Genomic DNA, 12,403 nt, shown 5'->3' on the forward strand with positions numbered 1-12,403 from the left:
CCCGACCCGGGCGCGCCGGATGGGACTGGGGCCATGGCACGCATCGGTGACGGCGGTGACCTGCTCAAGTGCTCTTTCTGCGGGAAGAGCCAGAAGCAGGTCAAGAAGCTCATCGCCGGTCCCGGCGTCTACATCTGCGACGAGTGCATCGATCTCTGCAACGAGATCATCGAGGAGGAGCTCGCCGAGACCGGCGACGTGAAGCTCGACGAGCTGCCCAAGCCCGCCGAGATCCACGAGTTCCTCGACCAGTACGTCGTCGGGCAGGCGCAGACGAAGCGGACGCTGTCCGTGGCCGTCTACAACCACTACAAGCGCATCCAGGCGGGCGACCGGTCCCGGGGCGACGGGGACGGCGTGGAGCTGGCCAAGTCGAACATCCTCATGCTCGGCCCGACCGGCTGCGGCAAGACCTACCTGGCGCAGACCCTGGCGAAGCTGCTGAACGTGCCGTTCGCGATCGCGGACGCCACGGCGCTCACCGAGGCCGGCTACGTGGGTGAGGACGTCGAGAACATCCTCCTCAAGCTGATCCAGGCCGCGGACTACGACGTGAAGCGCGCCGAGACCGGGATCATCTACATCGACGAGGTCGACAAGATCGCGCGCAAGTCGGAGAACCCGTCGATCACGCGGGACGTCTCCGGCGAGGGCGTGCAGCAGGCGCTGCTGAAGATCCTGGAGGGCACCACCGCCTCGGTGCCGCCGCAGGGCGGGCGCAAGCACCCCCACCAGGAGTTCATCCAGATCGACACGACGAACGTGCTGTTCATCGTGGCCGGTGCCTTCGCGGGTCTCGAGAAGATCATCTCGGACCGGGTCGGCCGCCGAGGGCTGGGCTTCGGCGCGGAGATCCGCTCGAAGAACGAGCTCGAGGGTGCGGAGTCCTTCGCGGACACCATGCCCGAGGACTTGATCAAGTTCGGCCTGATCCCGGAGTTCATCGGGCGCCTGCCCGTGGTGGCCTCGGTGACCTCGCTGGACAAGGAGGCCCTGGTCAAGATCCTCACCGAGCCGCGGAACGCGCTGGTCAAGCAGTACCGCAAGCTCTTCGAGATGGACGGGGTCGAGCTGGAGTTCAGCGACGACGCCATGGAGGCCGTCGCCGACCAGGCGATCCTGCGCGGCACCGGCGCCCGAGGGCTGCGCGCGATCATGGAGGAGGTCCTCCTCCCGGTCATGTACGACATCCCGAGCCGGGACGACGTCGCACGGGTCGTGGTCACGGGGGAGACGGTCCGCAACAACGTCAACCCCACGATCGTCCCGCGTCGCCCGCAGCGCCGGGAGCGCGGCGAACGCTCCGCCTGAGCAGGCCCTGACGGCGCCCGCCTCCCGATCGGGAGGCGGGCGCCGTCGCATTCCCGGGAGTCCCCCACTCCGGACACGCGAGTCGGGCGACCCAGCGATTGCGGACCGGACCGACCCGGCTTACGTTCGCCGCGAATGTCGGGGAGGTAAGCACATGTCGGGGTTCCTCTCGCGGGAACGGATCGTCGCGCCGCCGGGATGGAGCCGTTGGCTCGTCCCGCCTGCCGCGCTGTCGATCCACCTCGCGATCGGTCAGGTCTACGCGTGGAGCGCGTTCAAGGGCGCGCTCGAGAAGGGCATGGACATCGGGGGCGTCGCCTCCGCACTGCCCTTCACCCTCGGCATCGTGATGCTGGGGCTCTCGGCCGCGGTGTTCGGCACGAAGGTGGACGCCAACGGTCCGCGGTGGGCGATGGTCGTGTCCTCGTCCTGCTTCGTCGCGGGCTTCCTCATCTCCGCGCTCGGGATCTGGCTCGGGCAGTACTGGCTGGTCGTCCTCGGGTACGGCGGCGTCGGCGGGATCGGGCTGGGGATCGGCTACATCTCGCCGGTGTCCACGCTCATCAAGTGGTTCCCGGACCGCCCGGGCCTCTCGACCGGCATCGCCATCATGGGTTTCGGCGGCGGCGCGCTCATCGCGAACCCGTGGACGGCGTCGATGCTGACGGCGTTCGGCGCGAGCGGGAACGACCCCGACCCGAACGGGATCGCCCTGGCCTTCCTCATCCACGGCGTCGTCTACGCGGTGTTCATGACGATGGGGTGGCTGTTGATCCGCGTCCCGGCCGACGGGTGGAAGCCCGCGGGGTGGGACCCGGCGGTGCAGAAGACGCGGGCGATGGTCACCACCGCCGGCGTCTCCGCGGCCAACGCGATCAAGACCCCGCAGTTCTGGCTGCTCTGGATCGTGCTGTGCTTCAACGTGACCGCCGGCATCGGGATCCTGGAGCGGGCCAACCCGATCTACCAGGACTTCTTCCGCGACTCCACCACGGCCGAGACGCTGACCTCCGCCGCCGTGGCGTTCGTGTCGATCCTGTCGCTGGCGAACATGCTCGGCCGGTTCGTCTGGTCGTCGCTGTCGGATGTGGTGGGGCGCAAGAACATCTACCGGATCTACCTCGGCGTCGGGGCGCTGCTCTACATCGCCCTGACCTTCATCGGCGAGGGCAACAAGGCCGTCTTCCTGATCTGCGCGATGCTGATCCTGTCCTTCTACGGCGCGGGCTTCGCCACGATCCCCGCCTACCTGCGGGACCTGTTCGGCACCTACCAGGTCGGCGCCATCCACGGCAGGCTGCTCACGGCGTGGTCCACGGCGGGCGTGCTGGGCCCGATCATCGTCAACGCCATCGCGGACTCCCGCGCCGACGTCGCCGGGCCCGCGCGGTACACCCCCGCCTTCATCGTGATGATCGCGCTGTTGGTGCTCGGTTTCGTCGCGAACGAGCTGGTCCGGCCGGTGAACGACCGCTGGCACGAGCCGGCCGCGGCCCAGGAAGGGGGTCACTGATGAGTGAGCGTGCGCACGAGGGGGACCGGACCGGCAAGGCGCCCGTCGCGGTGGTGGTCCTCGCCTGGCTGTGGGTGGGGATCCCGTTCCTCTACGGCCTGGTCCAGCTGATCGTGAAGATTCCCGCGCTGTTCGGTGGGTAGCCTCGCGCCGTGAGTGACGACGCGAAGGCCATGTCGGAGTGGGTCACGGCCGTGACCCGGGAGCTGGGGATCGAGGTCGGCGGCGATGCGGTCGTCGACACGGTGTTGGACCTGACGTCGGACGTCGCGCACGGCGTCAGCCGCCCGGCCGCGCCCGTGACGGCGTTCCTGATCGGGATCGCGGCGGGCCGGGCGGACGACCCGTCGGTCGCCGCCGCGGACTACGCGCGGAAGATCGCGGCGCTGGCCCAGGGCTGGGAGGCCGACACCGAACGCGGTGTCGCCTCGAACGACCAGTCCCAGCGCGCCTGACCCCGCATTATGGAGCCACAATGCCGTTTCGGAGGCTCAGAACGGGCGTTATGGAGCCATAATGCGCTTTCTGGGGGTACTGAGGCGCGTTGTGGTTCCATAGTGCGGTTATCTTGTTGCCCGTGCGTCCTGCAGGAGGGTGGCGACGGTCTCGGCGGCGTCCTGGCGGTTGGCGCCGATCCCGCCGGTGGAGCCGCGCTTGATCCAGCCGACGACGTAGGTCCCCGGCGCCACCCGGCCCGCCTCGTTCGGGACGGTGCCGGTGGCCTCGTCGAACGGCAGGCCGGGCAGCGGGCGGGCGCGGTGCCCGATCGCCTTGACCACCAGGTCCGCGGGGATGTCCGCACCGCCGGTGTGCAGCAGCGACCCGGTGAACTTCTCCGGGGCCGAGTGGAACCGCAGGACGATCCGGCGGCCCGGCGGAACGGGGGCGGCCCAGTCGACGCGCTCCCGCCGCACGCCCGCGAGCAGCGGCGCGGCCCCGTCCTCGACGGCCTGCCCGACCCGCTGGTCGGCGTCGTCCACGACCAGATCGACGCCCGAGCGGTTCCGAATCGCCATCAGCTCCGGTCGCGTGTAGGCGGCGGACTCCGGGCCGCGCCTGCCGAGCAGCACGACCTCGCGCACGGCGCCGAGCCGGGCCCGCACCGCAGGCGGCACCCCGGTGAGAGCGGCCGGATCGGCGGTGAGGATGCGCGCGATGTCCAGCGCGACGTTCCCGTTGCCCACGACCACGACCCGCTCGCCCGAGACGTCCAGCGCGTCGGCGGGGACCTCGGGGTGACCGTTGTACCAGCCGACGACGGTCGTGGCGGGCACCGTCAGCTCCTCGCCGGGGATGCCGAGCGCGCGCGACTCGGCGGCACCGGTCGCGTAGATCACCGCGTCGTGGCGGGCGCGCAGCTGCTCGACACTCACGTCCCGGCCCACCTCGACGCCGAGCCGCATCCGCACCCGCTCGTGCACGTGGTGGCGGGCGAAGGTCTCGCCGATCCGCTTCGTGGCCTGGTGATCGGGCGCGACCCCGTAGCGGATCAGCCCGCCGGGCTCGGTCAGCCGGTCGTAGACCGTGACCCGGGCGGGGGTGTGCAGCAGCAGGTCCTGCACCGTGTACATCCCCGCGGGCCCGGTCCCGACCACCGCGACGTCCAGCCGGGGGAAGTCCGCGGGCAGCACCCGGTCGAACCGGGGCGGGCCCCACTGGTGGAAGGTCGGGCCCGAGCGCGGCGCCACCGGCTTGTCCGCGAAGTAGTCCGCGTTGATCCTCGGGTACTCCGCCAGCCCGCCGACCAGGGTCTCGGCCGGGAACACCGCGTCGACGGGGCAGGCGTCGGCACAGGCCCCGCAGTCGATGCAGGTCCGCGGGTCGACGTAGAGCATGTCCGCCTTGCCGTAGTCCGGCTCGTCCGGCGTGGGGTGGATGCAGTTGACCGGGCAGGCCGCCACGCAGGAGGCGTCCGTGCAGCAGGTCTGCGTGATCGCGTAGGGCATGCTCGGCTCAGAGGAGGTGCGCGCGGCGGTAGATCGCGCGGGCGGCCTTGGTGAGCAGGCCCGCCGAGCCGAGGAACTCCATCAGCCCGGTGCAGCTCGACCGGAGCATCGCGTGGTGCTGCTCGTTCGCCTTCGCCTCGCGCAGGGCCCGGGCCCGGTCGAGACCGACGTGGGTGTACACCTCCGGGCTGACCATGCTCGTCACGATGGCGTAGGCGGACACGGCGATCACGAAGGCGTTCCACTCGCGGGAGAGCCGACCGCTGCCCTTCATCCGCGCCAGCACCTCGTCGCGGGCGAAGCGCATGTGGCGCGACTCCTCGACGACGTGGATGTTGTTGATCGTGCGGACGAACGGGGCCACCCGGTCGTCTCGCATCCAGTCCCGCTGCATGACGTCCAGGACCTCCTCGGCGACGAGGATCGCCGCGTAGGCGGCCTCCCCGGCGGCGAGGGTCTTGAAGGCCCGTCCGAGCTCCACGACGTGCCGCTTCGGGCGGTACGCGGGCGCGCCCAGCTTGGCCGCGCCGCGGGCGAACATGATCGAGTGGCGGCACTCGTCCGCGATCTCGGTCAGCGCCCACTGGAAGGCGGGGTCGGTGGGGTCCTTCGCGTAGAAGTCCCGCAGCACCATCTGCTGCAGGATCATCTCGAACCAGATCCCGGTGCTCGCGACCGAGGCCGACTCCTGGCGGGTCAGCTCGCGGCGCTGCTCCTCGGTCAGCTCGTCCCAGTAGGCCGTGCCGTAGAGGGTGGACCACTCCGGGCTGGTCCCGTGGAAGGACGGGTCGAGCGGGGTCTCCCAGTCGACCTCGACGACCGGGTCGTACGACAGCTGCTCGGAGGAGCGGAGCAGGCGCGTCGCGACGGACTCGGTGTCGACGACACCGTCTCGCCGCTCGCTCTGCACATCGCCCCGCACATCGCCCCGCACTGCGGCGTCCATGAGATCGCTCCCTTGCGCTCGCTGGTGTAACCGGCGGTAACGTTACCGCCGGTAACACGTCGGCGCAACCTCAGCCGCTCACGTCGAGCGAGGACACCACCTTCGTGGGACGGATCCGCACCACGAGCTCGCCCGGCACCCCGTTGCGGCGGCCGAACTCCTCCGCACGGTCCGCACCCATGTACCGGCCGCCCAGCTCGGTCGCGGTCCGCAGCAGCTCGTCGGGATCCTCCGACAGCTCCACCGTGCCCTGGACCTGCACGAAGGCGTACGGCGGCGCGGGGAGGTCCACGACGAGCGCGACCCGCGGGTCGCGGGTCAGCGCCCGCCCCTTCGCGGTGTCCTTGCCGGTGTTGAAGACCAGGGTGCCGTCCTCGGCGAGGAACCAGACGGGCGCGGCCAGCGGCCGTCCGTCCTTGGCGGTCCAGCACAGGATGCCGGTGCGGGTGCCGTGGTTGAGGAACTCGACGACCTCGGGGGTCAGGTCTGCGCTCGGGGTGCTCATGAGAGCCATCGTGGCGTGAGCGCACCCACGACCGCCGACGGGTCGGACCTTTCGTCATGGTCCGTTCATCCGGACGGGTGGAGGTGGCCGCTGGACGCGACCGTCGGGCCCGAGCAGGTGGTCGTGAGCGCCCCCGCCGCCCCGACCACCTCGCCCGCCGAGGGCTCCCAGCACTTCGGCGAGATCGACATCCCCGCGGGTCTCCCTGCGCGACCAGCGCGGCCGGGAACTCTGGGCCGTCACGCTCTAGGGTGACCCCATGCGGACGGTCTCGGCGCTCGGACGGGCCTGGCAACGGCTCACGACCCGACGGGTCGTGGTGCCGGTGGCCGCGGTCTCGGCGCTCTCCGGCGAGCGGCGCCCGCTCATCGCCGAGGCCCTCGGCGAGCAACGGCACGCGGGCGCCCGGCTGGACCAGGTGGACGGCACCACCTGCGGCTCCGCGGTGCTGCTGGCCATGCAGACCTGGGCGGACCCCGACCGGCTCGCCGAGCTCGAGGTGCGCGAGGTGAACGCGGCGGGGCTGACCCGCGGGTTCGCCGCGCGATTCGACGCCCGGCAGAAGGAGATCCACCGCCAGACCAACCGCCTGTGGCCGCAGGCGCTGGGGACCTCGCCGTGGGGCTTCGTGCGCTGGCTGCACCGCCACGCTCCGGACGCCGGCCGCTACCGGCTCCGCTGGGTGGACGACGCCTCCGCCGAGGACACCGACCTGGTGATCCGACAGGTCGAGGCGGCGCTGGCCGCGCGGCGGCCGGTGCCCCTGCTGGTCGGCACGCTGGTTCCCCGCCATTACACCCTCGCTCTCCGGATCGCCGACGACGGGACCTGGCGCGTCTACGAGCCCACCAGCGGACAGGTCCGCGCCCTCGATCCCGGGCTCATCCGTACCGGCACGCTCGGACCGGTCCTCGGTTTCGACCGCCTGCACGTCGCATTCATCCCCAGCCCGGGTCCGCCATCCACAGGGGCCGCGGGCGGGCGAAATCCCGTCGGCAGGGCCTCGTAGACTCGACGGCGTGACCGAGACCCTGCCTGAACACCGCGCCGAACTCCCCACCAAGTGGAGCCCGGCGGAGGTAGAGGGTGCCCTCTACCAGGGCTGGGTCGACAAGGGGTACTTCACCGCGCACCCGGAGTCCGGCAAGGACCCGTACTGCATCGTCATCCCCCCGCCCAACGTCACCGGCAGCCTCCACCTGGGGCACGCCATGGACCACACGCTGATCGACATCCTCACGCGGCGGCGCCGCATGCAGGGGTTCGACGCGTTGTGGCTGCCTGGCATGGACCACGCCGGGATCGCGACCCAGGCCGTCGTCGAGCGGCAGCTCGCCGAGGAGGGCGGGCCCACCCGCCGCGAGCTGGGGCGCGAGGCGTTCGTCCAGCGCGTCTGGGAGTGGAAGGCCGAGTCCGGCGGCGCGATCCTGGGCCAGATGACCCGCCTCGGAGACGGGGTCGACTGGTCCCGTGAGCGCTTCACCCTGGACGAGGGGCTGTCCCGCGCCGTCCGCGCGGTGTTCAAGAAGATGTTCGACGACGGGCTGATCTATCGCGCCGAGCGCCTGGTCAACTGGTCCCCGGCCGTCCAGAGCGCCATCTCGGACATCGAGGTGGACCACAAGGAGATCGAGGGCGAGCTCGTCTCCATGCGGTACGGGGACGGGGAGGACTCCGTCGTCGTCGCCACCACCCGCGTCGAGACGATGCTCGGGGACACCGCGATCGCCGTCCACCCGGACGACGAGCGCTACACCCACCTCGTCGGGCGCACCATCCGGATGCCGATCACCGGGCGGGACATCCCGGTCATCGCGGACCCCTACGTCGACCCCGGGTTCGGCACCGGCGCCGTCAAGATCACCCCGGCGCACGACCCGAACGACTTCGAGATGGGCCGCCGCCACGACCTGCCCATGCCCACGATCATGGACGAGTCCGGCGTCATCGCGGGCTCGGGCACGCAGTTCGACGGGCTGGACCGCTTCGAGGCGCGGAAGGCGATCACCGAGGCGCTGCGCGCCGAGGGTCGGATCGTCGCGGAGAAGCGGCCCTACCTGCACTCGGTCGGCCACGACTCGCGCAACGGCGTGATCATCGAGCCGCGGTTGTCGCTGCAGTGGTGGGTCAAGGTCGAGTCGCTGGCCAAGGCCTCCGGGGACGCCGTGCGCAACGGGGACACCCGCATCCACCCGGCCGAGATGGAGTCCCGGTTCTTCGACTGGGTCGACAACATGCACGACTGGTGCATCTCGCGGCAGCTGTGGTGGGGCCACCGGATCCCGGTCTGGTACGGCCCCGACGGGGAGATGGTCTGCGTCGGGCCGGACGAGGAGCCGCCGACGGGCGAGGGCTGGCACCAGGACGAGGACGTCCTCGACACCTGGTTCTCCTCCGGCCTGTGGCCGTTCTCCACGCTCGGGTGGCCGGACCGCACGCCGGACCTGGAGCGGTACTACCCGAACTCCGTGCTGGTCACGGGCTACGACATCCTGTTCTTCTGGGTCGTCCGGATGATGATGTTCGGCACGTACGCGATGGGGGAGACGCCGTTCCGGGACGTCTACCTGCACGGCCTGATCCGGGACGAGCACGGCAAGAAGATGTCGAAGTCCAAGGGCAACGTCATCGACCCGCTGGAGCTGATCGACACCTACGGGGCGGACGCGCTGCGGTTCACCATCGCGCGCGGCTCCAACCCGGGTACGGACATGTCCCTGTCCACCGACTGGGTCGCGGCGTCCCGCAACTTCACCACCAAGCTGTGGAACGCCACCCGGTTCGCCCTCGCCAACGGCGCGGACCCGGCCCTGCCGCTCCCGGCCGAGCCGACGGACGCCGACACGTGGATCCTCGGCCGGCTGCGCGAGGTCCGCGAACAGACGGACGCGCTGCTGGAGGACTTCCAGTTCGCCAAGGCCACCGAAGGGCTCTACCACTTCACGTGGGACGAGCTGTGCGACTGGTACCTGGAGCTGGCCAAGCCGCAGCTGGACGACCCGGCCACGGCGGAGGGCACCCGGGCGGTCCTGGGGCACGTCCTCGACGCGCTGGTGCGGCTGCTGCACCCGATCACCCCGTTCGTCACCGAGGTGCTGTGGACGGCGCTGACCGGCGGTGAGACGGTCGTGACCGCGGCCTGGCCGACGGGCGCGGGCCGCCCGGTCGACCCCGCGGCGGTCGCGCGGGTCGAGGCCGTGCAGAAGCTGATCACCGAGGTCCGCCGGTTCCGCACCGAGCAGGGCCTGCCGGACCGCAAGTCGGTCGAGGCCAGGCTGGTCGGGCTGGACGCGGCGGGGCTGTCCGCCCACGAGCGGGCGGCGCGGTTCCTCACCCGGCTGGACCCGCCGGGCGCGGAGTTCGCGCCCACGGCCACGGTCGAGGTCGCGCTCGGGTCGGGGACCGTCCACGTCGAGCTGGACACCTCCGGTGCGATCGACGTCGCCGCCGAGCGGGCCCGGCTGGGGCGTGACCTGGCGGCCGCGCAGAAGGAGCTGGAGCAGGCCGACAAGAAGCTCGGGAACCCCAAGTTCACCGAGAAGGCGCCGGAGAAGGTGGTCGCGGGGATCCGCGAGCGCCGGGCCGCCGCGGTCGCGGAGATCGAGCGGGTCGAGGCCCGGTTGGCCGGGTTGCCCGCGTCATGACGGGACCGGACGACGAGCGGGGCGAGTACCCCGAGGAGTACCCCGACCACCCCGAGGAGCTGCCCGAGGGCGAGGGCGGGGTCCGCTCGCCCGAGGAGAGCGCGGAGGACGCGGTGATCTCCGCGGTCCTGGATCAGATCCGCGGCGGCGAGTCGCCGGACGTCGTGCCCGCGCAGTCCACCGTCGCGGGCTACGCCGAGTTCCTCGCCGTGGACGCGGTGCTGGACCGGCGCTGGCCGGAGGCGGTCATGGAGCCGTCGCTGGACCGGATCCAGGCCCTCGTCGACGTGCTCGGCGACCCCCAGCGGGGGTACCCGGTCGTCCACATCACCGGCACCAACGGCAAGACGTCCGTCTCCCGCATGGTGGACGCGCTGCTGTCCGAGATCGGGCTGCGCACGGGCCGCTACACCAGCCCGCACCTGCAGCGGGCCACCGAGCGGATCAACCTGGACAACCGGCCGATCAGCCCGGAGAAGTACGTGTCGACGTACCGGGACGTCGAGCCGTTCCTCGAGCTGATCGACGCGAAACAGCCCACGCCGCTGAGCAAGTTCGAGGTGCTCACCGCCATGGCGTACTCGGCCTTCGCGGACGCGCCGGTCGAGGCCGGGATCGTCGAGGTCGGGCTGGGGGGCCGGTGGGACGCCACGAACGTCGTCGACGCCGCGGTCGCGGTGATCACGCCGATCGGGCTGGACCACGCGGAGTTCCTCGGCACCGACCTGCTGGGCATCGCCCGCGAGAAGGCCGGGATCATCAAGCCCGGCTCGGTCGCGGTGCTGGCCGCGCAGGACAAGGACGTGGCCGAGGTCCTCATCGAACGCTGCGCCGAGGTGGACGCGCAGGTGGCCCGCGAGGGTGCCGAGTTCGGTGTGCGGGAGCGGGAGCTGGCCGTGGGCGGGCAGCGGCTGTCCCTGCAGGGCCTGTCCGGCACCTACGACGAGATCTTCCTGCCGCTGCACGGCGAGCACCAGGCGTCGAACGCGGCGATCGCGCTCGCCGCGGCCGAGGCCCTCGTCGGTGCGGGCCCGCAGCAGCCGCTCGACCCGGAGGCGGTGCGCGCCGCGTTCGCGGGGGTGCGTTCGCCCGGCAGGCTGGAGCCGATGGACGGCGGCGTCGGGCGGCCGACGGTGCTGATCGACGCGGCGCACAACCCGCACGGCGCCCGCGCGCTCGCGGCGGCGCTGCTCTCGGAGTTCCGGTTCGCGAGGCTGGTCGGCGTGATCGGCGTGATGCGGGACAAGGACGCGAAGGGGCTGCTCGAGGCCCTCGAGCCCGCCCTGCACGAGGTCGTGATCACCCGGAACTCGTCGTCGCGGGCGATGGACCCCGACGAGCTGGGCGAGCTCGCCGTCGAGGTGTTCGGGCGGGACCGGGTGAGCGTGGAGCCGCACCTGCAGGCCGCGATCGACCAGGCCGTGGAGCTGGCCGAGGAGGCCGGGGACTCCGGCGTCGGCGTGATCGTCACCGGCTCCGTGGTGACCGCGGGGGAGACCCGCACCCTGTACGGGAAGGAACCGGCATGACCGAGCCCGCGGCCCGGCCCGCACCGGTCGACCCCATGAAGGGCTTCCGTGGGATCTGCGCGGGGGTGCTGATCCTCGAGGCGATCGTGGTGGTGCTCGCGCTGCTGGTGGTCGCCCGGTTCGACGGGGCCGCCGCGACCCCGCTGGCGCTGACCGTGGTCTCGGTCCTCGGGGTGCTGATGATCCTCGCCTCGGGGGTGCAGCGGCGGCCGTACGGGCTGCGGGTCGCCGTCGGGCTGCAGGTGGCGCTGCTGCTGTGCGGGTTCCTGCACTTCTCGCTGTTCATCGTCGGTGCGCTCTTCGCGCTGGTCTGGGGCACCCTGCTGTGGATGCGCCAGGACGTCGCACGGAGGATGTCGCGCGGCGAGCTGCCCGCGCAGCGCGGCGAGCCGTAAGCGTTTCGTCAGGTCCGTGCCCCTGGCGGCGGTCCGTCCGGTTCGCGAGGCTGACCGGCGTGCACTCCTCTCCGCCCCGGTCCTGGTGGCGCCGTCGTCGCGTGGTTCTCCCGGCGATGGCGGGTCTCGTCGTGCTGCTCGCTGCCGCGGCGTTCTGGTTCCAGCCGTGGAAGCTCGTGGTCGACGAGACCGTGGCGGAGCCCGCCCCCACGGCCCAGCCCGCCCAGCCCGCCCAGCCCGCCGCGCCTGCCGCACCGGCTGAACCCGTCGTCGTCGCCCGCGGCGAGCTGATCAGCCACGAGCACGAGACGAGGGGGACGGCGACGCTCCTGCAGCTGCCCGACGGCACCTTCGTGGTGCGGCTGGCGGACCTGGTCACCAGCAACGGCCCGAAGCTCAAGGTGTGGCTGACCGACGCCCCCGTCCTGCCCGGGCGCGCCGGCTGGCACGTGTTCGACGACGGCCGCGTGCTGGACCTCGGGGACCTGAAGGGCAACCTCGGCAGCGCGAACTATCCGGTCCCGCCGGGGACCGACCTCACCGGCCTGACCAGCGTCAGCATCTGGTGCGAGCGGTTCGCCGTCTCGTTCGGGGCTGCCGATCTCGCCCGCTGA

General features: G+C 71.7%; 12 protein-coding genes. 9 read left to right on the forward strand and 3 right to left on the reverse strand.

Annotated features, from left to right (window positions below; all coding sequences use genetic code 11):
- Positions 1-33 precede the first annotated feature (33 nt).
- The 4 genes from clpX (at position 34) to L3X23_RS02825 (ending at position 3,279) form a co-directional block, all read left to right on the forward strand.
- Positions 34-1,311 (forward strand): ATP-dependent Clp protease ATP-binding subunit ClpX, encoded by a 1,278-nt coding sequence (clpX, locus tag L3X23_RS02810; RefSeq protein ID WP_093087564.1) that lies wholly within the window; start codon positions 34-36, stop codon positions 1,309-1,311.
- Positions 1,312-1,465: 154 nt separating this feature from the next.
- A complete protein-coding gene (locus L3X23_RS02815) occupies positions 1,466-2,824 on the forward strand; it encodes an OFA family MFS transporter (protein WP_237190543.1) in 1,359 nt (452 codons plus the stop codon).
- Positions 2,824-2,967 (forward strand): hypothetical protein, encoded by a 144-nt coding sequence (locus L3X23_RS02820; RefSeq protein WP_237190544.1) that lies wholly within the window; start codon positions 2,824-2,826, stop codon positions 2,965-2,967. Before L3X23_RS02815 ends, L3X23_RS02820 begins: the two co-directional genes overlap by 1 nt.
- 9 nt (positions 2,968-2,976) lie before the next feature.
- Positions 2,977-3,279 (forward strand): DUF6457 domain-containing protein, encoded by a 303-nt coding sequence (locus L3X23_RS02825; RefSeq protein ID WP_237190545.1) that lies wholly within the window; start codon positions 2,977-2,979, stop codon positions 3,277-3,279.
- A gap of 108 nt (positions 3,280-3,387) precedes the next feature.
- On the opposite strand, the gene L3X23_RS02830 is transcribed toward L3X23_RS02825, so the two are convergent.
- The 3 genes from L3X23_RS02830 to L3X23_RS02840 all read right to left on the reverse strand — a co-directional run bounded on the left by L3X23_RS02830 (position 3,388) and on the right by L3X23_RS02840 (position 6,221).
- Entirely contained in the window at positions 3,388-4,770 is a 1,383-nt protein-coding gene (locus L3X23_RS02830; protein WP_237190546.1) for an FAD-dependent oxidoreductase, read from the reverse strand.
- Between the two features lie 7 nt (positions 4,771-4,777).
- Positions 4,778-5,716, reverse strand: a complete 939-nt coding sequence (locus tag L3X23_RS02835; RefSeq protein WP_237190547.1) for a diiron oxygenase — start codon at positions 5,714-5,716, stop codon at positions 4,778-4,780.
- A gap of 70 nt (positions 5,717-5,786) precedes the next feature.
- A complete protein-coding gene (locus tag L3X23_RS02840) occupies positions 5,787-6,221 on the reverse strand; it encodes a PPOX class F420-dependent oxidoreductase (protein ID WP_308116860.1) in 435 nt (144 codons plus the stop codon).
- Between the two features lie 259 nt (positions 6,222-6,480).
- Between L3X23_RS02840 and L3X23_RS02845 the strand changes: the two genes are divergently transcribed.
- The 5 genes from L3X23_RS02845 to L3X23_RS02865 all read left to right on the forward strand — a co-directional run bounded on the left by L3X23_RS02845 (position 6,481) and on the right by L3X23_RS02865 (position 12,403).
- Entirely contained in the window at positions 6,481-7,230 is a 750-nt protein-coding gene (locus tag L3X23_RS02845; RefSeq protein WP_237190549.1) for a hypothetical protein, read from the forward strand.
- A 10-nt stretch (positions 7,231-7,240) separates the two neighbouring features.
- The gene (locus L3X23_RS02850; RefSeq protein ID WP_237190550.1) at positions 7,241-9,865 is read left to right on the forward strand and encodes a valine--tRNA ligase; all 2,625 of its coding nucleotides are present in this window, start codon (positions 7,241-7,243) and stop codon (positions 9,863-9,865) included.
- A complete protein-coding gene (locus L3X23_RS02855) occupies positions 9,862-11,394 on the forward strand; it encodes a folylpolyglutamate synthase/dihydrofolate synthase family protein (RefSeq protein WP_237190551.1) in 1,533 nt (510 codons plus the stop codon). Before L3X23_RS02850 ends, L3X23_RS02855 begins: the two co-directional genes overlap by 4 nt.
- The gene (locus tag L3X23_RS02860; protein WP_093087536.1) at positions 11,391-11,789 is read left to right on the forward strand and encodes a DUF4233 domain-containing protein; all 399 of its coding nucleotides are present in this window, start codon (positions 11,391-11,393) and stop codon (positions 11,787-11,789) included. The genes L3X23_RS02855 and L3X23_RS02860 overlap by 4 nt, the downstream gene beginning before the upstream one ends.
- A gap of 116 nt (positions 11,790-11,905) precedes the next feature.
- Positions 11,906-12,403, forward strand: a complete 498-nt coding sequence (locus tag L3X23_RS02865) for a DM13 domain-containing protein (protein WP_237190552.1) — start codon at positions 11,906-11,908, stop codon at positions 12,401-12,403.

Source organism: Pseudonocardia sp. WMMC193 (assembly GCF_021728735.1).
GTDB classification, from domain to species: domain Bacteria; phylum Actinomycetota; class Actinomycetes; order Mycobacteriales; family Pseudonocardiaceae; genus Pseudonocardia; species Pseudonocardia oroxyli.

Excerpts from the sequence above, each read along its gene's own strand:
- clpX (WP_093087564.1), top strand. The coding sequence starts at position 34 with ATGGCACGCATCGGTGACGGCGGTGACCTGCTCAAGTGCTCTTTCTGC.
- L3X23_RS02815 (WP_237190543.1), top strand. The coding sequence starts at position 1,466 with ATGTCGGGGTTCCTCTCGCGGGAACGGATCGTCGCGCCGCCGGGATGG.
- L3X23_RS02820 (WP_237190544.1), top strand. The coding sequence starts at position 2,824 with ATGAGTGAGCGTGCGCACGAGGGGGACCGGACCGGCAAGGCGCCCGTC.
- L3X23_RS02830 (WP_237190546.1), bottom strand. The coding sequence starts at position 4,770 with ATGCCCTACGCGATCACGCAGACCTGCTGCACGGACGCCTCCTGCGTG.
- L3X23_RS02835 (WP_237190547.1), bottom strand. The coding sequence starts at position 5,716 with ATGGACGCCGCAGTGCGGGGCGATGTGCGGGGCGATGTGCAGAGCGAG.
- L3X23_RS02840 (WP_308116860.1), bottom strand. The coding sequence starts at position 6,221 with ATGAGCACCCCGAGCGCAGACCTGACCCCCGAGGTCGTCGAGTTCCTC.
- L3X23_RS02845 (WP_237190549.1), top strand. The coding sequence starts at position 6,481 with ATGCGGACGGTCTCGGCGCTCGGACGGGCCTGGCAACGGCTCACGACC.
- L3X23_RS02855 (WP_237190551.1), top strand. The coding sequence starts at position 9,862 with ATGACGGGACCGGACGACGAGCGGGGCGAGTACCCCGAGGAGTACCCC.
- L3X23_RS02860 (WP_093087536.1), top strand. The coding sequence starts at position 11,391 with ATGACCGAGCCCGCGGCCCGGCCCGCACCGGTCGACCCCATGAAGGGC.
- L3X23_RS02865 (WP_237190552.1), top strand. The coding sequence starts at position 11,906 with ATGGCGGGTCTCGTCGTGCTGCTCGCTGCCGCGGCGTTCTGGTTCCAG.